Annotated in this window: 21 protein-coding genes; 11 read left to right on the top strand and 10 right to left on the bottom strand. The window is 58.2% G+C overall.

Annotated features, from left to right (window positions below; translation table 11 throughout):
* Window positions 1-33 precede the first annotated feature (33 nt).
* Window positions 34-1,647: an FAD-dependent oxidoreductase gene (locus KEHDKFFH_RS12210; RefSeq protein WP_104322176.1), complete on the top strand. Its 1,614-nt coding sequence runs from the start codon at window positions 34-36 to the stop codon at window positions 1,645-1,647.
* A gap of 58 nt (window positions 1,648-1,705) precedes the next feature.
* Window positions 1,706-3,364 carry an acetolactate synthase large subunit gene (locus KEHDKFFH_RS12215; RefSeq protein ID WP_104322177.1) on the top strand — a complete coding sequence of 553 codons (1,659 nt, stop codon included), beginning with the start codon at window positions 1,706-1,708 and terminating at the stop codon, window positions 3,362-3,364.
* A gap of 7 nt (window positions 3,365-3,371) precedes the next feature.
* Here KEHDKFFH_RS12215 and KEHDKFFH_RS12220 read toward each other — a convergent pair whose 3' ends face one another.
* From KEHDKFFH_RS12220 to KEHDKFFH_RS12230, 3 genes are all read right to left on the bottom strand, one after another.
* The gene (locus KEHDKFFH_RS12220; protein ID WP_104322178.1) at window positions 3,372-4,154 is read right to left on the bottom strand and encodes a DUF5602 domain-containing protein; all 783 of its coding nucleotides are present in this window, start codon (window positions 4,152-4,154) and stop codon (window positions 3,372-3,374) included.
* A gap of 195 nt (window positions 4,155-4,349) precedes the next feature.
* A complete protein-coding gene (locus KEHDKFFH_RS12225; protein WP_104322179.1) occupies window positions 4,350-5,093 on the bottom strand; it encodes an SGNH/GDSL hydrolase family protein in 744 nt (247 codons plus the stop codon).
* 28 nt (window positions 5,094-5,121) lie between these two features.
* Window positions 5,122-5,475, bottom strand: a complete 354-nt coding sequence (locus tag KEHDKFFH_RS12230; RefSeq protein ID WP_277872180.1) for a DMT family transporter — start codon at window positions 5,473-5,475, stop codon at window positions 5,122-5,124.
* A gap of 210 nt (window positions 5,476-5,685) precedes the next feature.
* On the opposite strand from KEHDKFFH_RS12230, the gene KEHDKFFH_RS12235 reads away from it, so the two are divergent.
* The gene (locus KEHDKFFH_RS12235) at window positions 5,686-6,066 is read left to right on the top strand and encodes a hypothetical protein (protein WP_104322181.1); all 381 of its coding nucleotides are present in this window, start codon (window positions 5,686-5,688) and stop codon (window positions 6,064-6,066) included.
* Window positions 6,067-6,134: 68 nt separating this feature from the next.
* Here the strand turns inward: KEHDKFFH_RS12235 and ltrA are convergent, their stop codons facing one another.
* Entirely contained in the window at window positions 6,135-7,469 is a 1,335-nt protein-coding gene (gene ltrA, locus KEHDKFFH_RS12240; protein ID WP_104322182.1) for a group II intron reverse transcriptase/maturase, read from the bottom strand.
* A 641-nt stretch (window positions 7,470-8,110) separates the two neighbouring features.
* Here ltrA and KEHDKFFH_RS12245 point away from each other — a divergent pair.
* The 3 genes from KEHDKFFH_RS12245 (at window position 8,111) to KEHDKFFH_RS12255 (ending at window position 9,054) form a co-directional block, all read left to right on the top strand.
* Window positions 8,111-8,389: a type II toxin-antitoxin system RelE/ParE family toxin gene (locus KEHDKFFH_RS12245; protein ID WP_104322183.1), complete on the top strand. Its 279-nt coding sequence runs from the start codon at window positions 8,111-8,113 to the stop codon at window positions 8,387-8,389.
* A gap of 10 nt (window positions 8,390-8,399) precedes the next feature.
* Window positions 8,400-8,687 carry a HigA family addiction module antitoxin gene (locus KEHDKFFH_RS12250; protein WP_102587158.1) on the top strand — a complete coding sequence of 96 codons (288 nt, stop codon included), beginning with the start codon at window positions 8,400-8,402 and terminating at the stop codon, window positions 8,685-8,687.
* A gap of 172 nt (window positions 8,688-8,859) precedes the next feature.
* Complete coding sequence (locus KEHDKFFH_RS12255) at window positions 8,860-9,054, top strand: hypothetical protein (RefSeq protein ID WP_104322184.1); 195 nt, start codon at window positions 8,860-8,862, stop codon at window positions 9,052-9,054.
* 76 nt (window positions 9,055-9,130) lie between these two features.
* On the opposite strand, the gene KEHDKFFH_RS12260 is transcribed toward KEHDKFFH_RS12255, so the two are convergent.
* Window positions 9,131-9,448, bottom strand: a complete 318-nt coding sequence (locus KEHDKFFH_RS12260; RefSeq protein ID WP_104322185.1) for a CcdB family protein — start codon at window positions 9,446-9,448, stop codon at window positions 9,131-9,133.
* On the bottom strand, window positions 9,448-9,693 hold the full coding sequence (locus tag KEHDKFFH_RS12265; protein WP_104322255.1) for a type II toxin-antitoxin system CcdA family antitoxin: 246 nt from the start codon (window positions 9,691-9,693) through the stop codon (window positions 9,448-9,450). Before KEHDKFFH_RS12265 ends, KEHDKFFH_RS12260 begins: the two co-directional genes overlap by 1 nt.
* A 364-nt stretch (window positions 9,694-10,057) precedes the next feature.
* Here KEHDKFFH_RS12265 and KEHDKFFH_RS12270 point away from each other — a divergent pair, with 364 nt between their 5' ends.
* The 4 genes from KEHDKFFH_RS12270 (at window position 10,058) to KEHDKFFH_RS12285 (ending at window position 13,114) form a co-directional block, all read left to right on the top strand.
* A complete protein-coding gene (locus KEHDKFFH_RS12270) occupies window positions 10,058-10,459 on the top strand; it encodes a GFA family protein (protein WP_104322186.1) in 402 nt (133 codons plus the stop codon).
* A 44-nt stretch (window positions 10,460-10,503) separates the two neighbouring features.
* Window positions 10,504-11,718 (top strand): serine hydrolase domain-containing protein, encoded by a 1,215-nt coding sequence (locus KEHDKFFH_RS12275; RefSeq protein WP_104322187.1) that lies wholly within the window; start codon window positions 10,504-10,506, stop codon window positions 11,716-11,718.
* Complete coding sequence (locus tag KEHDKFFH_RS12280; protein WP_104322188.1) at window positions 11,715-12,650, top strand: M14 family metallopeptidase; 936 nt, start codon at window positions 11,715-11,717, stop codon at window positions 12,648-12,650. The genes KEHDKFFH_RS12275 and KEHDKFFH_RS12280 overlap by 4 nt, the downstream gene beginning before the upstream one ends.
* Before the next feature lie 77 nt (window positions 12,651-12,727).
* Window positions 12,728-13,114 carry a phosphate-starvation-inducible protein PsiE gene (locus KEHDKFFH_RS12285; protein ID WP_104322189.1) on the top strand — a complete coding sequence of 129 codons (387 nt, stop codon included), beginning with the start codon at window positions 12,728-12,730 and terminating at the stop codon, window positions 13,112-13,114.
* Here KEHDKFFH_RS12285 and KEHDKFFH_RS12290 read toward each other — a convergent pair.
* On the bottom strand, window positions 13,111-13,917 hold the full coding sequence (locus KEHDKFFH_RS12290) for a substrate-binding periplasmic protein (protein ID WP_104322190.1): 807 nt from the start codon (window positions 13,915-13,917) through the stop codon (window positions 13,111-13,113). The two genes, KEHDKFFH_RS12285 and KEHDKFFH_RS12290, sit on opposite strands and share 4 nt — an antisense overlap.
* A gap of 49 nt (window positions 13,918-13,966) precedes the next feature.
* Complete coding sequence (locus tag KEHDKFFH_RS12295; RefSeq protein ID WP_104322191.1) at window positions 13,967-15,043, bottom strand: TauD/TfdA dioxygenase family protein; 1,077 nt, start codon at window positions 15,041-15,043, stop codon at window positions 13,967-13,969.
* A 178-nt stretch (window positions 15,044-15,221) separates the two neighbouring features.
* Here KEHDKFFH_RS12295 and KEHDKFFH_RS12300 point away from each other — a divergent pair, with 178 nt between their 5' ends.
* Window positions 15,222-16,493 (top strand): MFS transporter, encoded by a 1,272-nt coding sequence (locus KEHDKFFH_RS12300; protein WP_104322192.1) that lies wholly within the window; start codon window positions 15,222-15,224, stop codon window positions 16,491-16,493.
* 18 nt (window positions 16,494-16,511) lie between these two features.
* On the opposite strand, the gene KEHDKFFH_RS12305 is transcribed toward KEHDKFFH_RS12300, so the two are convergent.
* Window positions 16,512-18,497 (bottom strand): hypothetical protein, encoded by a 1,986-nt coding sequence (locus KEHDKFFH_RS12305; RefSeq protein WP_104322193.1) that lies wholly within the window; start codon window positions 18,495-18,497, stop codon window positions 16,512-16,514.
* A 204-nt stretch (window positions 18,498-18,701) separates the two neighbouring features.
* The gene (locus tag KEHDKFFH_RS12310; protein ID WP_104322194.1) at window positions 18,702-20,390 is read right to left on the bottom strand and encodes an AMP-binding protein; all 1,689 of its coding nucleotides are present in this window, start codon (window positions 20,388-20,390) and stop codon (window positions 18,702-18,704) included.
* Window positions 20,391-20,421: the final 31 nt, after the last annotated feature.

Raw genomic sequence — 20,421 nt, forward strand, 5'->3', positions numbered from 1 at the left:
CTGACAACTCATTGCGATCAGGTCGGATGCGATATGGCCAAGGTAATTTCCTCAGATATTCTGGTAGTCGGTGGCGGGTTGGCCGGAATTGTCGCGGCCCTGGAAGGCCTGCGCGCTGGCAAATCTGTGGTCCTGGCAGACCGGGATACCGAAGAGCGCATGGGAGGCCTGGCTCTATGGGCCTTTGGCGGCATGATGCTGGTGGGCACACCGCTGCAGAAACGCATGAAGATTGCGGACACACCGGAGATTGCCCTGGAAGACTGGCTAAGCTTTGGCAAGCTGGCGCCCGACGATGAGTTGCCCCTGCAATGGGCCCGTTACTACGTGGAGCATTCACGGTCCGATGTTTACGACTGGCTCAGCAACGAAGGCATAAAATTCCTGCCGGCGGTGAATTGGGTTGAGCGTGGCCGTTTTGGCGATGGCAACCGTTTGCCCCGTTACCATGTGGTCTGGGGCACTGCCCGGGAACTGGTCCGGTGCCTGATGACGGCGCTTCACCGGGCGAACACCAGCGGCAAGCTCACCCTGCTGCACCAGCACCGCATCACCGAACTGGACCACGAAGCGGGAAAAGTGAGCGGCGCTCTGGCCATTAACGAGGCCACTGGTGAGGAAGTCCGCCTCGCTGCTTCGGCTGTGGTTCTGGCTACCGGCGGTATCAACGGCAGCCACAAGGAATGCCGGGCCAACTGGCCGGTGGATCGTCCGCAACCCACCCGCATGTTGAACGGTGCCCACCCCTATGCCGATGGCCGCATGCATCACTGGGTGGCCGACACCCTCGGAGGCCGGATCACCCATGCCGGCGAAATGTGGAACTACGCGGCCGGCTTCCCGCATCCGTACCCCCACTTTCACGGCCATGGTCTTTCAACCATTCCCTGTAAATCGGCCCTGTGGCTGAACCACCGGGGCGAGCGGATTGGCCCGGAACCCCTGGTGACTGGCTTTGATACCCACTGGCTCTGCCAACGAGTAGCGGAACAGGAAAAGCCCTGGACCTGGCACCTGCTGAACTGGCGCATTGCCGCCAAGGAATTTGCCATCTCCGGCGCGGAGCACAACGCCCGCATCCGGGACAAACAGTTCCCCCAGTTTGTGAAAGAGCTGTTACTGGGCAACCACGCCCTGGTGCGACAGATGCAGCATGAAAGCCGGGATTTCCTGGTGGCGGACAGCCTTACTAAGCTGGCCGACAAGATGAACGCGCTCACCTGTTCCAACGCCATCAACCCGGCAACGCTCAAAGCCACCGCCGATGCCTTCGATGCCAATTTCGCGGCAGGCACGAGTCTCCATGACGATCCCCAGATCCGCATGATCCAGCACGCCCGGGAATGGAAGCCGGATCGTCTGCGCACCTGCAAGCCGGCGCCGCTGCAGAAACCGGGCGCCGGCCCCTACATCGCCATCCGAATGCAGCTGATTACCCGCAAGAGCCTGGGTGGCCTGCAAACCGATCTGCAGAGCCGCGTCCTCAACGCCCAGGGGCAGCCTGTTGGTGGCCTTTACTGTGTGGGGGAGGCCGCAGGCTTTGGTGGCGGTGGTGCCAACGGCAAGCGCTCCCTGGAAGGTACCTTCCTGCCGGGCTGCATCATGACGGCCCGGGCAGCGGTGCGCTCCATCGTGGCCGGAGGCTGAATGCTGTGAACAAACCACTTAAACAAAATCCTGAACCCGGAAAGCTTGGAGAACAACAATGACAAACGGCGCACAAGCCCTGATGAAAACCCTGGTGGATGCCGGTGTTGAGGTCTGCTTCAGCAACCCCGGCACCAGTGAAATGCACTTTGTGGCCGCCCTGGATGACGAGCCCAAAATGCGGGCGGTTCTTGCCCTGTTCGAGGGGGTGGCCACCGGCGCCGCTGATGGCTACGCCCGCATGGCCGACAAACCCGCCGCCACCCTGTTGCACCTGGGCTGCGGGCTGGGTAACGGCCTGGCCAACCTTCACAACGCCCGCAAGGGCAAGGTGCCGGTGCTGAATATTGTTGGCGACCATGCCACCTACCACGTGAAATACGATGCCCAGCTGCAGTCTGATATCGAGACCGTTGCCCGCAACGTGTCCCCGGGGTTTGTACGCACTGCAAAGAGCACGGAAACCCTCTGTCAGGATGCCGCCGAAGCCATTGCCGCTGCCCGCACGGCGCCAGGGCAGGTTGCCACACTGATATTGCCGGCCGATGTGTCCTGGGGTGAGGGCGGTGTGCCCAACGCGCCTGTGGCACCGCCGACACCCGAGCCGGCAGACGATGCCACAGTTGAAGCCATTGCAAAGGCCATCCGTTCCGGCAAGAAAACGGCCCTGCTGATGGGCGGCCATTCCCTGCGCGAACCGAGCATGCTGGCGGCCGCCAAACTGGCTGCGCACAGCGGCGCGACCCTGCTGGCGGAAACCTTCCCGACCCGTATGGAGCGGGGTGCCGGCCTGCCTTACATCGAGCGCCTGGCCTACCTGGCCGAGCTGGCCACGGTGCAACTGACGGACGTGGAACACCTGGTTCTGGTGGACGCCAAGGCGCCGGTTTCCTTCTTTGCCTATCCCGGCAAGAAGAGCTACCTGGTGCCGGATACCTGCCAGGTACATACCCTGGTGGCACCCGACCAGGACATCCTGGCCAGCCTGAACAAACTCAACGATGCCGTCGGCGCCAGCCAGGCCGAACCGAAGCTACAACCAGCGAAACGGCCGGGCCGGCCACGGGGCAAGCTCACCGCCGAGAAAGTCTGCAAAGCGGTGGGTGAGCTGATGCCCGAGAACGCCATTATCGTGGACGAGGGCATCACCTCCAGCCTGATGCTTTCGGTCATGACCGCCGGCGCTCCCCGCCACGACATGATCACCCTCACCGGTGGCGCCATCGGCCAGGGCCTGCCCAATGCCGTGGGTGCCGCCGTGGCCTGCCCGGACCGGCCGGTTATCGCCCTGATTGGTGATGGCACCGCCATGTACACCATCCAGGCCCTCTGGACCATGGCCCGGGAACAGCTGAACGTCACGTCGATCATCTTCAACAATGCCTCCTACTCCGTGCTCAACATCGAACTGGAGCGGGTGGGCGCGGAAGATGCCGGTGAAAAAGCCAAATCCCAGCTGGACCTGCGCGGCCCGGTGATCAACTTCGCGGAAATGGCCAACGGAATGGGCGTTCACGCCGTGCGGGTTCACACCGCCGAGGAAATGGCAAAAGCGCTGGAATACGCCCAGAGAATGCCGGGACCCCACCTCATTGAAGCCGTGATCCCGGAATCCCTGAGCGGGGTCAAGCGCCGGATACTGCCGTGGATGCTGCGCTCACTGCCCAACCTGCCGCTGTCGGTTTCCAAGGCACTGAAGCGCAAGCTGGCGCCCTGAGGCAGACTTAATCAAACCTGGCCAGGTTCTGGAGCGCGATGGAGTATTCACCCTTACCGGCATCAAATCCGATCCGGTAGGTTGCCGGGTACCAGGCCGGATAGCTGTACCGCTGCGGCTTTATGACCGGTGACGTCATGTCCGGAAGCGACTCCAGAAAGGCCAGGGATACCATCGGCTCAACGAACATCAGTTCGCCCTTGTAATAGCCGTAGATGAAGTTGTGGCTGAATGGTTGGCCATGGAATTCATGCCCGGCAGGGTCCAGGCCGTGCATTCCCATCCTGTCGACAGCTGCATCCGGCGGTATCACGTAGCCAGCGGGCACAAGTTGTGGGTCTGGTGCTGCCACGGCCAGTTCACGGCCCTCGCCATGGAAGGTAATCGCCTCACGCTCACCATTGCTGATCAGGTAGAAATGCACGTCGAAGTGGGGAACCGTGTAGACCCCATCAGGAATATGCCCGGAAGGGTTCCAGTCAAGAAGCACGTGATTGTATCCCGTTTTGGGGCCGGCATCAGGCATGGGTAATGCAAACTCCCAGACCATCTGGTTGCCCTGGACCTCGGGAAGCCCCTGAAGGGCATCCTTTGTCATTACGACAGATACAGATTCAGGTTCGTTCATCCTGTTAACAATGACCTCCACGCGCGCAGTGCCATTACCGACCGGCACTGTGGCTCCGGTGAAAACGACTGGATCGGCGGCGAGCGCGACACTGGCCAAACCCAGGCACGCTGCGGCAAGGATGGAACGGTTGGGTTGGAGCAGACAAAGAGCAGTCTTCATTTCAACACTCCTCAATGACACATGCCGTTCGGCATAATGTAGTGGCCGCTATGGCCAGAAAGCCATCGCCCTTCGGGCTGACTCAGAGGAGATCGGAATTGGCAGGCTGGGCTGACAGCAGTAAAACGCGCTTCCTGTCTGCACGCTTCCCCCTACTACCACCACAACGGGATTTGGCTGGATGGAATTAATATATCAGTTGGACTGGTTTTCTCCACTGAAAAGTTTTTCAGGAATGGCCTTGTCTGCCAGTGCCTCAGCAATATACCGGTAGCCCTTCTGGCCAGGGTGATAGCCATCACTGGCCAGCAGTCCAGGATCGGTGACCACCGGGTAGTTCACGTAGCTGAAGTCCTGGGGATACTGCCGTGCAAGGCGGATATAGAGGTTATCCAGCTGACTTGCCCGCCAACCCACCACGTACCGAAGCGGCGAAGGCAGCGCCGTGAACAGGTGCATGGGCGGCACGCTGAGAAGCAGCATGGGCACTGAATATCGTGGCGCGAGCAACTGGCGCAATTCCCGCAATTGCCGGCGGAAACGAAAACGGGGTGTGAAGCCCGTGGTGTCGTTCACCCCCATGCTTAACAGCACCACATCTGCCTCTGGCAATTCGGCGGTTTCCAGTTCGCGAATCAGCGCCCCAAGCCGAATGCCGTTGACCCCGAAGGTGTGCCAGGCAACGGTCTGGCCGGTGCGCTCGTGAATCTGCCTCGCCAACTGGCTGGCCAGGCCCTGATCGTGGGTTTCAACACCGACACCAGCCGCCGTGGATTCACCAATCACCAGAACTCGCCTGGCCGGAGTACCTTCACCATATTGACCAGACGGAGAGCCCCCGGCTTCCGGTAGCCTGGGCGTTGTGCGGCGAGCCTGTTTGCCCTGGTAAAGTAGTACCGGGAAGAGCAGGGCGGTGGTCAGCCAGAAAGGAACGTGCATCTGAGGGGGCTCCGGTTATGCCGACAGATCAGTGAGCGACTGACTTGGAGAATACATTGATCACCACAACACCGGAAATAATCAGCCCCATCCCGATCACGCTGGCGGCATCCAGAGTTTGCCCGTAAATCAGCCAGCCGATAAGTGCAACCAATACAACGCCCATCCCCGCCCAGATGGCATAGGCCACGCCCACCGGGATTTCTTTCAGTGTGATCGAAAGGAAGTAGAAGGCCACGGCATAGCCAGCAATCACCAGCAGGCTGGGCCAGAGTTTGGTGAACCCTTCACTGGCCTTCAGTCCGCTGGTTGCCACCACTTCCGCAACAATGGCAATGCCCAGAAATAACCAACTTTTCACAGCAAATCTCCAGTACCGCACGAAATTGGGAAGCAGACGATACCAGCCCGCAGTGCCTTCTCACAGGGTGACTGCAGAAAAGGGAAACTGCACTAAGCTGGGAGTGCATCCCGGAAATATACGAACCCGTTCGCAAAACTCCGGAATGCAGGATGAGAAATGAAGGTAACTATATGATAGGGTTGGATAATTAGCTGTTAACGGCTTTAGTCCCAGATATGGAAGTATAGAGTGGAAATTAAGATCCTCGGCATTTCGATAGCAATAGGCATAGGGTTGGCCGCCGTGTTCTGGTTACCCGTCTTATGGGGTTATATCTTTGCCAAATGGAAGGGACTGGGCTCTCCAAAGCGTTTCGCCTTTTTCAGTGGTTGTACCAGCTACGGGATTCAAACTCTGATCGGAGCATTGCTCATATTTCCCTTTGCCGTTCCGGCGGCAAAGTCTGCGCCGCAGTATTGTTATGACAACCCAGGTGGGTGGCTTTGCCACCTCCTAGATTTTGCCGAGAATTGGTCTGGTACATTTGGGTTGATCGCGGCTGTGGTCGTAACAGTAGTGGCACCAGCAATATTCAATAAATACGTGTGGGCCGGTGCCAATAGCCGTTAATCGGGTAGCCGGGGGTATCTAACCCCCAGCCCCCACAACACCCTGCATGCGGCTCCGCACAGGGCGTTTCACCGGGAATGGTGAAGCTTGATCCATCCATCACGCAGTGATGCCAGGCCTTCAGCTTTCAGGTAGTCATTCGACAGAGCCTGCTGAATACCCGGCGTCTTGGAGCTGCGCCAAGGACCTTTGCTGGTGATGCCACACGCCACAGCGGCCTGCACATGAACACCCAACTTCATCAGATTCCTGACTTTGGTGCGCGGCTTGCGCCACTGTCGCCAATAGGCCATCCGGACGCGACGGCGAATCCAGTGATCCAGATCGCAGCAGCGCTGATAGCCGATGGCGATACCAAAGTAGTTAATCCAGCCACGGAGATACTGGCTGACTTTGAAGAGCTGGTAGTGCATCGACACGCCCCAGTTCCGGTTCGTCAGTGTCCGAATGCGCTGCTTGAACTTACGCAACGTGTCCGGATGCCAATGGATCTGGGCTCCCTTGAAGGTGAACCCCAGGAACTTGCTGTCATTGTTTCTGACTACCCGGCTCTTGGCCGTGTTGACCGTCAGTTTCAGGCGGTGCTCCAGGAAGTGGCTGATACTGGCCAGTACCCGGTCACCCGCACGGCGGCTGTTCACCAGTATGGTGAAGTCATCCGCGTAACGGGCAAACCAATGACCCCGCCGCTCCAGTTCTTTATCCAGTGGGTCGAGCATGATGTTGGCCAGCAGAGGTGACAGTGGGCCACCCTGCGGTACACCTTCCCGATTTTCCAGATAGAGCTGGTTATCGATAATCCCAGCTCGCAGATACCGGGCAATCAGACCCAACAGGCGCTTGTCCCGAACTTTATAGCCCAAGTGCGTCATCAGCAGGTCGTGATTCACCCGGTCGAAGAACTTCGACAGGTCCACATCCACGGCAAAGCGCCCCCCTTCCTTGAGGATGCTCTGCACCCGTCGCACCGCCTGGTGCGCGTTTCGATCCGGACGGAAGCCGTAGCTGTCCGCTGAGAATCCCGGGTCGAAGATGGGCATCAGGGTTTGGGCAATGGCTTGCTGAATCACCCGGTCTATCACCGTCGGGATACCAAGCTGGCGCTTGCCCCCGTCCGGCTTGTCGATCTCAACCCGCCTCACCGGGGCTGGTTGATAATCGCCCGAGCGAATCGACTGCTCGACCACACTCCAATGGCCGGCCTTTACCCAGGCGGGGAAATCGCCGATGGTCATACCATCGACGCCCGCCGCTCCCTTGTTGGCTCGAACCTGCTTCCAGGCCTGCTGTAGATTGGCCTTGCTGAGAACCGATTCGAGTAGATCGTCGCTAAAGGCTGGTTTCGTAGCCGTACGCTGAGCCACGTCACTGCCGGACGGCATTCGTGCGTTCAGGTAGGTCACGGCTCCTCCTTTGTTTCCGGTGTTAGGCCCTTCACCCTGTCCCGACCATTACGACGGGCGTTTGGCTACTATGGCCGCTGCTGACTTCTGCTCAATCACCGGTGGGGTTACCCCCATCGGCGCTATCGGTGTCCATCTCATTCGCTCGCAACCGCCGATGGCAACGGCTGCGCCCAGGCTTGATCGACCAGGAGCCTGACTGGTCATTGACCGATCGCTCGTTGAGCAGATCTCCCCAGATAAGGACATGCACTCTCACTGCACTGCTGCATCATTTACGGTGGCCGTTAGATCACGTGGCTTCGTCGTCTGGTGCCAACTCGCCTTCAGCCTACGCCTCATATGATGTTCTTGTTCATCAGCTCGCAGTTTTGCTAGCGGCTTCCTCCAGACCGCTCCTCGCGGATCGGCCCTTGCCATTCGCTAGTGGTTCGCGTTCAATCGGGTAAAACCCATTGAACGGTGATCTTCCCACAGGGGACTTTCACCCCATTAGTTCATGCCCATGCTGGGCGTACACCAAGTGGTTAACCGGACGCCAAAAGCGTACTGCTTTTGGTTCCCTTCGCTGCGCTACGGCGCCGGCTACCATCTGCGTTATGTGCTTTGACACCTGATACGTTACAGGGTACATTCAAGGAATGATTCGAAGCTTCAAACACAAGGGCTTGGCAAAATTCTTCAAGTCCGGCAGCACTGCAGGGATTCAGGCCGCTCATGCTAAGAGGCTTCGGCTCATTCTCGGTAGACTGAATGCAGCGGCGAATGTCAAAGATATGGACTTACCCGGTCTTCGTTTGCACGAACTCTCTGGCAATCGGGCCGGAATCTGGTCAGTGACAGTCAGTGGTAACTGGCGAGTGACCTTCCAGTTCGAAGACGGAGATGCCGAGATTGTGAACTACGAAGATTATCACTGAGGTACCGTCAATGTTAATGCACAACCCTCCGCACCCGGGTGAAGTACTGCGAGAGCTTTGTATTGAGCCCCTTGGCCTCTCTGTCACGGCGGCGGCAGAGGCATTGGGCGTTAGCCGCAAAACGCTGAGTGCCGTGTTGAATGGCAAGGCCGGTATCAGTCCCGAAATGGCGATCCGGCTCTCTATTGCTTTCGACACTTCGGCAGAAAGCTGGCTGAATCAGCAGTCCCAATATGAACTCTGGCATGCTGAACAACATCGCAAAGAGCTCAACGTGAAGAAGCTTGTTGCAGCCTGAAGCAGCACATAACCAAGGCCATGCACCGGATGCCAAAACCTCCGCTTCGCTGCGGTTCTGTCACCAGTGGTGGCGGGCGTTGGGCGGCATGACAAGAGGACTACTCTATGCCAGATACAACGGCTATGCGCGACATCTCGCGAACCTGGCCACTACCGAAGCGTGAGGGACGGTGAGTTTCCAGCAGATACTTGATTCACTGCCGATCGGTGGCGTCTTCGTAGCGTTCGCCATCCTTGGTGCGGTTATCACCCTCGTGGTCGATCTCGATCGACCGCGCGACGGATTCCTCAAGGTGAGCCAGCAGCCGCTCACCGATCTACAGGAGCAGGTCGGAGCACTTCCGCCAGCGAATCCACGCAAGTAGCTGGCGTGCCACCCTATAAAGCGCTCCAGCCGACGGCCAACCCGCTTCGCGGGCTGCCCGCAGCTGAGCTGAAAGGTTAAATGCCGGTGATAGCCAGGTCCAAAGCTCCAACAATCTGGTCTCTGAAATGTGAGAGGGAGCCAATAGGGCTCTTGAGATGTTTTTCAGGCATAGACGAAATTTGCGGAGTTAACAGCAGCAGCTCCTGATCGGCGAAGCTGATTTCCGGAGTGAGCCCTTGCATGGCTTGGCCACCGAGGGCAGAACGTTTACCCAAAGGGATAACAATGCGAGTTGCCAAATCGCCCAGAAGGCTGCTTTGAATATCTACGAGGTAAGGGTAGTGAGCCTTGCTAATTTTGCTCGGGTTGGGGTACACATCGAACTGTGCCATCAGAACTCCCTGAATTCGTCGCCGAAGCATCCATGTTGTTCGACGAAATCGTTGTAGCTTTTTATCGCAGCGCGATTTTCTTCAACCCATTGTGCGGCTTCGTGTTTCGAAAGCTCTTCTTTTAGAGCTCGTTCCAGGGTGGCAGACAAGTTAATGTTCAGTTCCCGGGTTTTACGCAGAAGGTCGCTATTGATTGAGAGGTTCGCTGCTTTTTTGGGGGCGGCTGAGTTATAGAGTTCGGCCATGAGGGCCTCCCAGAAGATATAGAATACAAAGTCTGATCTTATGCGCATGACCATGCGCATGCAAGAATTTAACCAATGGCTGTTATCGGACGCACCTACGTTAGCGCTCCGGTACGTCGTAAAGCCAAGCATTATGCGCAAAAGGAGGTGGCGTGCATCATTTGGCGGCCCAATGGATTGTGAGGTTATAGAACCTGGGTTGCGCTAAACATCGATTTTTCTCGATGCGAGATCATGCACTTACTCGGCCTTGAGCTTCCCTTGATGCTGAAGGAGGATCTTGTCTGGTATAAATCCGTACTCTCAAGGCCGGTTGATATCGAGGATGTCCTGGCTATTCGGTAACAGCGATAGAGAAAAACCGATGACTGTTCATTCTGGTTCCTGCCTGTGCGGCACCGTGAAATTTGAGATCGAAGGTAACTTCGATAGCTTTTACCTGTGCCATTGCAAACATTGCCAAAAAGATACGGGGTCTGCGCATGCTGCCAATTTGTTTTCGCAGTCAGCCAAATTAACCTGGTTGTACGGTGAAGGTGCTGTGACCTCCTTTACGCTCTTTGGCACTCGTCACAACAGGAGCTTTTGTAAGTTGTGCGGGTCAGCATTGCCGAGCAGTCCGCTTGAAGGTGTTCTCGTCGTTCCGGCGGGCTGTTTGGACACCGGAATCTCCATGGTACCCACAGCCCACATTTTCACAGCCAGTAAAGCACCCTGGGATGGCGACTTTGGCAACGTGCCAGAGTTCGAGCGCCTGCCAGAGTAAGCTGGTCGCATAAATCCGAAAACCCGCAAGTAGGTGCCCCCTCTATGACGGAACACACACAGGTTGCTGGCCTGTCTACGGATCATCTTTCAAACATTGAAAGCCACCTCGAACGTTGCTACATCCAGCCGGGGAAGTTACCCGGCGCGCTGACACTGGTCGCCCGGAGAGGGGAGGTTGCCTATGTGAAAGCCCAGGGATTGATGGACGTGGAACGGAACAAGCCGGTCCGCCGGGATACGGTTTTCCGCATCTATTCCATGACCAAGCCGATCACATCTATCGCCATGATGCAGCTTTATGAACAGGGGCGGTTTTTACTGGATGATCCCGTACACAAGTATATTCCTGCCTGGAGAACCCGGCGGATTTATAAAAGCGGTGTTTACCCCAACTTCCTGACCACGCCTGCATCCAGCACCATGACAATTCGCGACCTGTTCACGCATATGTCAGGCCTGACTTACGGATTTATGCAGCGCACCAACGTTGACGCTGCCTACCGTGAGCTTAAGCTGGATGGCAGCCGGAGTATGACGCTGGAAGCCCTGGTCGATCACCTCGCAGAGCTGCCGCTGGAGTTTTCCCCGGGCACAGCCTGGAACTATTCGGTCAGCACGGATGTGCTTGGGTATCTGGTGCAGTTGCTGGCTGATAAGCCGTTTGATGAGTATCTTCGAGAGCATATCTTTGAGCCCCTGGATATGCCTGACACCGGCTTCCATGTTCGTGACGATCAGCTTGAGCGCTTCGCTGCATGCTATCAGTACCAGGCTGGTGATCAGTTCACGCTGCAGGATGACCCCGAGACGTCTCCCTTCCGGCGCAAGCCCCAGTTTATGTCTGGCGGCGGCGGGCTGGTTTCCACCATCGACGATTATTTCCACTTCGCCCAGGCACTGTGTCAGGCTGGCGAGTTCCGGGGGCGGCGGATTATTGGTCGAAAAACTCTGGAATTCATGTGTCGTAACCATCTGCCTCGCAATCAGGATCTACCGGGCCTGTCTGTCGGTGCATTCAGCGAGACACCCTTTGCCGGGACTGGCTTTGGTCTGGGTTTTTCGGTAAAGACTGACGTCGCCAAATCCCAGACCAACGGATCGGTTGGTGAGTACGGTTGGGGTGGCCTTGCGAGCACTAACTTTTTTGTCGATCCCGTAGAGGAACTGGTGATGATTTTCATGACGCAACTGATTCCGTCGTCCACCTACCCCATCCGTCAGGAGTTGCGGGCGATCGTTAACGGAGCGCTGCTATGAACACAGCTTCAACAGACTATCCAATCGGCACCCCTGGCACTCCCTGGGGCGACGCGGAACGCGCGGAGTGGTTGTCACGGCAGACCCGTCAGCGCAGTTACGAGGCGGAGGTGTTGAGTGTAATCGAGCGCTTGCGCTCGCGCTTTGATGTGGAAGAGTACGGTGCTCTGGATTACGGCCCGGATTATTATCCGCTGATGGCGATTCGCAGCCGCGACTGGAATAACGATCTGCCGGTGGTGCTGATAACGGGCGGGGTTCACGGGTACGAAACCAGCGGCGTTCATGGCGCGCTGCAGTTCCTGGATAAGCACGCGGCGGATTATGCTGGCAAGGTGAATTTGCTGGTTGCGCCCTGTGTCAGTCCCTGGGCCTATGAGCGCATTCATCGCTGGAACCCCAACGCGATTGACCCGAACCGCTCGTTCCACGAAGATAGCCCAGCGGAGGAGTCGGCCGCCCTCATGCGATTGGTGGCGCCTGTTCGTGATCGTGCGTTGATTCATGTCGACCTGCACGAGACCACCGATACCGACGAATCGGAGTTTCGTCCGGCGCTGGCGGCCCGCGACGGCAAACCGTTTGAGCCGGCCGGGATTCCCGATGGCTTTTATGTCGTTGATGACAGCGAGAATCCGAAACCCGAATTCCAGCAGGCACTGATCAAGGCGGTGGAGCAGGTCACGCATATCGCGCCGGCTGATGAGAGCGGCAAGATCTTCGGCTCACCGGTGGTCGCCCGGGGCGTGATCCAGTATCCGCTCACGCAGTGGGGCCTGTGCGCCGGTATTACCCGCGCTCCTTACCGGACCACCACCGAGGTTTACCCTGATAGCCCCCGTGTAACCCCCGAGCAATGCAATGCCGCGCAGGCTGTCGCGGTATGTGCGGCAATTGACTATGGGTTGGCTCATCGCGGAACCGCACGTTAATCAATGTGATCGGCGTCGGCTGATTACTTGGCTAGACTTTCCAAAGCGACATACCCTCAAACAACAAGGCAAACCCCATGGATGCTTCCGAAAAGAAGTGGGCGCTTGGTCTTTTCCAGATAATCGAGCGCATTCTGCTGTTCATCGTTGTGTTAATGACGCTTGGTGGGGTCGCGTTCGAGCTCCACTCGCTCTATATCGCCCAGAGCATCAATCTCGCAGACATTCTGTTGATGTTCCTGTATCTGGAGGTCATCGGCATGGTGGCCGTGTTCTACTCGGATCGACGGTCAGCTTCTGTATTCCCCATTTTCATTGCCATCACGGCACTGGCTCGACTGATTATTCTTCAGGGCAAGGATATGGCGCCCGAGAATATTCTCTTCGAGGCCATTGCGATTCTGATTCTCTCCATCGCGGCGTTTGTGATGACTCGGCTTAACCAGCTTTCGAAAGATAATTAACCCGGTTCCGACAGATAGGGCTGGGCCAGGTCCTCTAGCTTTTCTTCTCTGAGTTCGCCGATGGCATTCCATATTAGCTCTGCAAGCTCCGGGTTTGTCGCTTTGAACTCCCGCGAGAGCATCAGGTAGTAGGGTTTGGTTTTAAGGGGTGGATCAATCCGGACAATCCCCGCGAGCTGGTCGGCGTTGCGGCTTAACAGGAAATCCGCGGTGACGGATTGAAGGGCAACGGCATGGACTCGTCCCGCAGTCAGTAGTTGGAGGCTTTGCCTGGAACTGCGAACCTTCATCACGGAGACGCCGAGGCTTTCCAGATCGCTCACGATGGAGTAACCCAGTGGTGCGCCAATCTCCAGGTCGGGATCCTCGAACGCCTCGCCGGTCCAGCCAAGATCGGTATCTGGCAGGGCGTATAGATGGTAGCTGATGGTGGTCAGTCGTCGGGTGGGGTCAACCTGGCCGTCCCGCCGGGGGTATTCGCCAATTCGTGTACGCGCAGCATTGTAGGAAGCATTGAATATCCCATCCACCTGGCCGGTTTCCAGCATGGCCAGGCATCGCTTCCAGGGGTAGCGGCTGAACTTGATCCGCAAACCCGGTATCCGCTCTTCCAGCAGTTTGACCAGTTCCACTGCCGCGCCGGGATTCTCCGGGACCTTTTCGGTGTCACCCATGTAGTAGGGAAATTGGGTTTTATCCTCATAGGCAACACGCAGGACAGTTTCGGCAACGGCAGGCGGCGGCGCAGCCAGGAGCAGGCAGAGAAGGATCAGTGTGAGGTAAGACTGCACACGCGCTTTCATGGCAGGGTCCAGCAGATTGCGATAACAGAGTTATCTTAAACCGGCTCGCCTAATTCTGCATACGAATGTCATCTTTCCAGCGAAAGCCCACGCCACCAGCCTGCCATACGCCATCTTTATTGAACGGGTGAGGACCGGCCATATTGATGTATTGCGGCAGGCCAAAGTGGGGCGCGAGGTTCCGCGGAGCTTTGATGGTTACCCGGTCCATGATGCGCAGGCCCTGCTGCTCTGCCGGCAGGTGGGCCTCTGGTGAGGCGCGGTGGGCAACGGCCCAGTTGTCGATAAACAGCAGATCGCCGGTGTCGTATTCGTAGCGAATACCGTAACCATCCTTGAAGGAGTCGTTCAACAGGTCGTTGTAATCGTTGAATAGCTCTTTCATGGCGGCTTCGTCCAGCAACCGGAAGCTGTCGGCGGGGGCGGGCAGGGTTTTTAGCTGGTCGAGTGTCAGGCCATCTTCCGGCAGGCGTTCTATGATGGCGCCGGTCATGCCCAGGTGCAGCCAAACGCTTTTGCGGCCGGAAATCGGGTGGGTGTGAACCACGGGGTGGGTCACGCTGGATGCGGAGTTCACCGACACCAAGCGTTCCCAGAGATCCTGTTTTTCCGGCGGCAGCGCATCAAACGCGGCGCCCTGGTGCGCGAAGTGGGTACCGCCGCCGTTCTCCGGTGCGCGGGCCATGTAGTAGGCGCTGTGGGAGAAGGTGGCAGCTTCGAAACTGCCGTCGTTGTGCCATTGTGGGCCAACGCCGAGAATGCCTTGGCGGCCATCATTGGAGCAGCGGAAGATGTGCCGGTTGCGGCCCGGCGTTGCGGGATGAACACCGTGGGTGGAGTGGATCTCACGGCCGCCCCACCATTTGCAGGCATCAATCAGTTCTTCGGGCGAGAGGCCCGCCTGGCGCTTGAAAACAATGAACCCGCGATTTGCCATTTCCTCTTCCAGAGCCTTTATCGCAGGCTCTGGCAGCTGGTTGCGCACGTCTGCGCCATAGATTTCAACACCGATAGGGTCCAGCGGCTTGAGTGACAAGCCTTCCTGTTCGAGCAGGGCCACATTGTCCGGGTTCAGGGGCGCTACGGTGGAGGTTGGTTCGCGGGGTGTTTCCAGGGGCTGTGCCATAGCGGTCGACTACCATGCTGCTCGTTTTATAGCCAGCGTAACTCAGCGGGTTTTTGGAATTCAAATCGGATGTCTCGATAGACACGTTTCGGATGAGTCGCCAAAGATGCCCGGTGCTTTAAAAACCTCGTTCGGATGTCTAGGCTGAGGGGATGCATAGCGCAAGGAGCACAGCGGAATGAAGTTTCCTTCGAGCACGTCATTTGCACTCCTGGGCGCAGCACTGATCGCAATCAGCTACGGGCTTGCGCGCTTTGCGTTTGGTTTGTTTGTGCCCCCGATCCGGGCCGATCTGGATCTGGGAGCCGATGTGATCGGTATCATCGGTGCGCTCCCGCTGATCAGCTTCGTGTTTGCGACCATGGTTGCGCCGCTTTCCGCGAATCGCCTGGGTGCCCGTAACACCGCCATGGCCTCCGGAATTTTCGGTGCGGTTGGTCTGGCCTTGATCAGTCAGGCAGTTGGTGCGGTTTCGCTTGGTGTTGGGGTTGTCGCCTGTGGTATCTGCACGGGCCTGATGATGCCGGCGCTTACAGCAGCGATGCAGGCTCTGGTAAGACGCTCCCTGCATGGTCGGGTCAGCTCGGTGATGAATGCGGGCACGAGCATTGGCGTTGTTATCGCTGTGCCGACGATCCTGTTCCTGGCCGGTGCCTGGCGCTATGCCTACGCGTCCTTTGCGGTGCTGGCCGTCATCGGTGTGATTGCCACCTGGTTCTTCATCCCCTCCGTTTCCCGTGTCGTGCCTGCGAATGCGGCACCGGCGCAGCCAATCAGCACGGATCAATGGTGGCGCCTGCTCAGGCTGTCGCTGTTCGCTTTCATGATGGGCTTTGTCTCTGCGGCCTACTGGATCTTCGCGCCCGACCTGGTGGTCAATCTGGGTGCCATGCCATCCGATGCCACTGGTTGGCTGTGGTTGGGGGTTGGCGTTGCTGGCCTGGGTGGCGCAGTGGTGGCCGATCTGGCCGATCGCAACAATTCGCCGATCACCCAGGCCCTGATGCTGATGATGCTGGCTGCGAGTCTGGCGTTGTTGGCTGCCAGCCCGGACAACCAGCTGATTTCGGCGTTTTCGGCCCTGGTTTTTGGCCTGGCATACATGAGTCTTACCGGGCTGTATCTGATGACCGGCATCCGTCTGCTGCCGGGGCGGCTCTCCATGGGGCCGGTACTGCCATTCATGGCGGTGTCCCTGGGGCAGGCGGCAGGCTCACCCGTGGTCGGTATGCTGGTAAGCGAAGCCGGTTATGCCGATGCGTTTGCCATGTTCTGCGCAATCGGCATTGTGGTGGCCATGCTCTCGCCGCTTTACCCGCGGTATCTGGAGTACGAGCCGGAGGAAGAGACCGAAGAGGATACCGGTCTGCAGGCGGCCTACGACTATCAGCTTCAGGACGAGGAAGGCGAACCCTATTCGCCGGTTACAGGTAAGACTGAGAGCTACTAGAAAGCGCTGTGTCAGTCGTTACTCCGGTGTCTCCTCGGTGGGCGCTGCCCAGCTGGTGTAGCCAAGATCCATCACCCGGGCCACTTCCTCATCGGGTATGGCCGAGAGGTCGCCCAGCTCCAGGGTGTCGTAGTGGAAGGCGTACAGTCTGGAGGTGAATTCGGCCACGGGCAGGGAGGCTTCGCCGCGCAGTTCGCCATTGCCGTGGGTTGAGCAGGTAATGCCCTGGCCCCAGTTCTGGCCGCTGTCGTTGTTGGGGTTGAAGAAATAAACCCGCATCTCGTTTTTCGGGCTCAGGGCGACCCTCAGAATGTTGATAGCGTGTCGGCCAACGAAACGTGCGGCGCTGTCAGTTACCGCTATGCCCGCGGGCTGGGCGTGAATGACCGGGATGTTGCCATTGTAGAAGGGGTGGTAACTCGCGTAGAAATGCCGGATAAAGCCTTCATAGTCCTTCACCTCACCGGTTTTCACATCGGTTACCGCGCGGAAGCCGTGGCTGACCCACCAGCCGTAAAATTCCGGGTTGATCCAGCGGTGGGCATCGTCATCCCGGTTTTCACAGCGGCGCCACATCTCGCCGTAGATGCGGTCCAGGTGGGGGATAAGCACCAGCGATACCGGGTCCACGTCCACTGGAGTGCCTTTCACCAGGCCGGGCTCCAGATCCCGGGAAGAAACCTCCTGGCCCTCGAAGCGGCTCAGCACCTCGTTGTCCCGGGCTGCCCAGGCCAGAACCTGGAGCAGGTAATCCGCCTCGTTGGATGCCCACATCGAAAGACCAATGGCGGACTGGCAGGTGGGGTTGTTGCCCTGGCCAACACCCAGCGGCTGGCCCAGTAGATTTATAACACCGGCAAGCAGGAACACCCTCGGCGGGCGCTCATCGCCGAACGCTTCTCTGAGGGTCTGTTCGGTTTCCGCAGAGGGGCGAAGCTTGATCTGCCGCCACAGGGCCTGGGCAACCGAGGGGGTAAACAGCGACCCGCGTTCCAGCATCATCGTCAGGCCATACACGGCCTGGCAGGTCTCCGGGTAGATGGCCTCGTCGATCAAGGCATGAACCAGCTCGCTGTAACAGTAGAGATCGTCCAGACCGGTCATGGTCAGGCCCAGTGTGTTGGGGATCAGATCGTCCTGGCCGGTGGCGCGCAGGAACCTGAGCATCACCGCGTGGTAGGGGGAGGCTAGGCCGGTATCGAACATGCTGCGGGCAAAGTAAGTGGCCTCGGAGGAGAGTGCCACGTCGTCCATGTCTTTCAGGCGCTGCTCGTAAACGGCAAGGCCCGGGTCCTCGGCACTGGCGGGTGTGGGGGCAAATAGCGCCTTTACCAGTCGGGTTGCGTCGGCATTGCGTTCGGTCTTGATGTCGGGATCGTAGAGACACTTGGCGATCTGGACGATCATCTCGCGAATACTTTCGACCTGTACCGGGCCCTGGTCCAGCAACCGCCAGACTTCTGCCACCAGGCTGTCCAGCAGACTTTCATAACCGAGATGGGATATCAGATAACGGTAGAGTTCCTGAACGATGACCCCGAGTTGCTTTGGGCGTTCCCGATCGGCTTCTGTGAGCTGGCCAGATAGCAGGTCCAGGTTCAGAGCCATTACCTGGGTGAGATAATGGCGAGCCTGTTCCGCTGAAATGCCCGGATGGAAATATTTGCCGCGGGTCACGGCCAGCATGCGTAGTTCGCTGATCGCTTCCACAATCGTGGTAACGGGACCGGCCGCCCTCAGCGAGTGCTTGGCGAGCGCAGGTTGCAGGAGGGCCGGTCGTGCCCAGTCGCTGGTGCCAAAAATGCCGGCGGATTCGAGCGACCGCACGCGTCGGTAGATGGCGTCGAAGCCACCCGGCAGTGTCATCAGCATCCTTGCGCGTTCCAGCAGGCTGAGGCTGGAGGCTTTAGGGTCTGCTTTGCGGGCGCGGGCAAATTCGGCCAGTGCCATATCGAACTGCATCAGTGCCGGCTTGAGCGCAGGATCTGCGTCTTGGCGCTCCATGGCGTTGGCTCCCTGGATGTGTTGGCCGTCCTGACGGGGCGAGCAGAGGATTCTCTCCACGCTCAATATGCATGCTAATCAGTGCAGTGAAGCATGGTGATCGGGCGCTGACAAGCGCGGATTCGGGGTCACCTGCCAAAGATCCAAACAACAAACCCCGGCAAAAGCCAGGGTTTGTCGGTTCAACCAGAGCGGGGACTGTGGTTATTTCTTCAACCCCATCTCCTCGATTGAAATCTCCCGCATCTTGAACTTCTGGATCTTCCCGGTGACGGTCATCGGGAATTCATCCACGAACTTGTAGTTCTTCGGGATCTTGAAGTGGGCGATCTTGCCCTTGCAGAAGGCCTGCAGGTCCTCGGCTGTGACGGGCGCCGCGTCCGGAGCCAGCTTCACCCAGGCAATCAGCTCTTCGCCGTATTTGTCATCGGGAATGCCGGTTACCTGTACTTCTTCGATGGCCGGGTGGGTGTAGAGGAACTCTTCGATTTCTTTCGGGTAGATGTTCTCACCACCGCGGATAACCATGTCCTTGATGCGGCCCACGATCTGGATGTAGCCCTCTTCGTCCATGGTGGCCAGGTCGCCGGTATGCATCCAGCCGGCATCGTCGATGGCTTCACGGGTTTTCTCTTCGTTGTTCCAGTATTTGAGCATCACGCTGTAGCCCCGGGTGCACAGCTCACCGATCTCGCCGCGCGGAACCACGTTGCCGGTGCCCGGATCAACGATCTTGGTTTCCAGGTGCGGCTGGGTGCGGCCCACGGTGGTTACCTGCTTCTCGAAAGGGTCCAGTGAGCTGGTCTGGGTTGAAACCGGGCTGGTTTCGGTCATGCCGTAGGCAATCTGAACCTCTTTCATGTTCATCTTACCGTTGACCTTCTTCATCACCTCGGCCGGGCAGATGGAGCCGGCCATAATACCGGTGCGCAGGGTGGAGAGGTCGTAGGTCTCGAACTCCGGCTCGGCCAGTTCGGCAATGAACATGGTTGGCACGCCATACAGGGCGGTGGCCTTTTCCTGGTGCACGGCCTGCAGAACGGACTTGGGTTCGAAGCCTTCGCCCGGGTAGATCATGGTAGAGCCGTGGGTAATGCAGCCCAGGTTGCCCATGACCATACCGAAGCAGTGGTACAGCGGCACCGGAATCACCAGGCGGTCTTTTTCTGTAAGCAGCTGACTCTCGCCCACAAAGTACCCGTTGTTGAGGATGTTGTGGTGGGTGAGGGTAGCGCCTTTCGGGTTACCGGTGGTGCCGGAGGTGAACTGGATGTTGATGGGATCATCGAACTGCAGTTCGCCCTGGCGTTTTACCAGATCGTCCTGTGATACGTCGCTTGCGAAGCCGACGAATTCCTTCCAGGTCCACATGCCATCGTGCTTGTCTTCGTGCACGTTGATAACGGCACGCAACTCGGGCACGTGGTCGGCCTTGAGTTTGCCGGGGGCGCTGCGTTTCAGCTCCGGGGCCAGCTCGTAGATCATTTCACGGTAGTTGGAGGCCTTGAAGGTGTCTGCCGTTACCAGGGTGGTGATGCCGGCCAGGTTGAGCGCGTATTGCAGTTCATGCACGCCGTAGGCCGGGTTGATGTTCACCAGGATGGCGCCGACTTTGGCGGTGGCGAACTGGGTAACGGTCCACTCGTAGCGGTTGGGGGACCAGATGCCCACACGGTCGCCGCGCTTAACGCCGATGGCCATGAAGGCCCGGGCGGCTTCGTCGACTTTTTCAACAAACTCTTTGTAGGTCCAGCGAATGTCCTGATGCAGGCACACCAGGGCTTCGTTGTCCGGGTATTTTTCGGCGGTGCGGTCGAGCATTTCGCCGATGGTCATGCCCAGCAGGGGCTTTTCCGCGGTTCCGCTGGTATAACTTGGTAGAGTCTTGCTCATATCTCTGCCTCCATTGTTTTTGTATTCGAGG

Origin of the sequence: Marinobacter maroccanus, assembly GCF_002933275.1 — a bacterium.
GTDB classification, from domain to species: Bacteria; Pseudomonadota; Gammaproteobacteria; order Pseudomonadales; family Oleiphilaceae; genus Marinobacter; species Marinobacter maroccanus.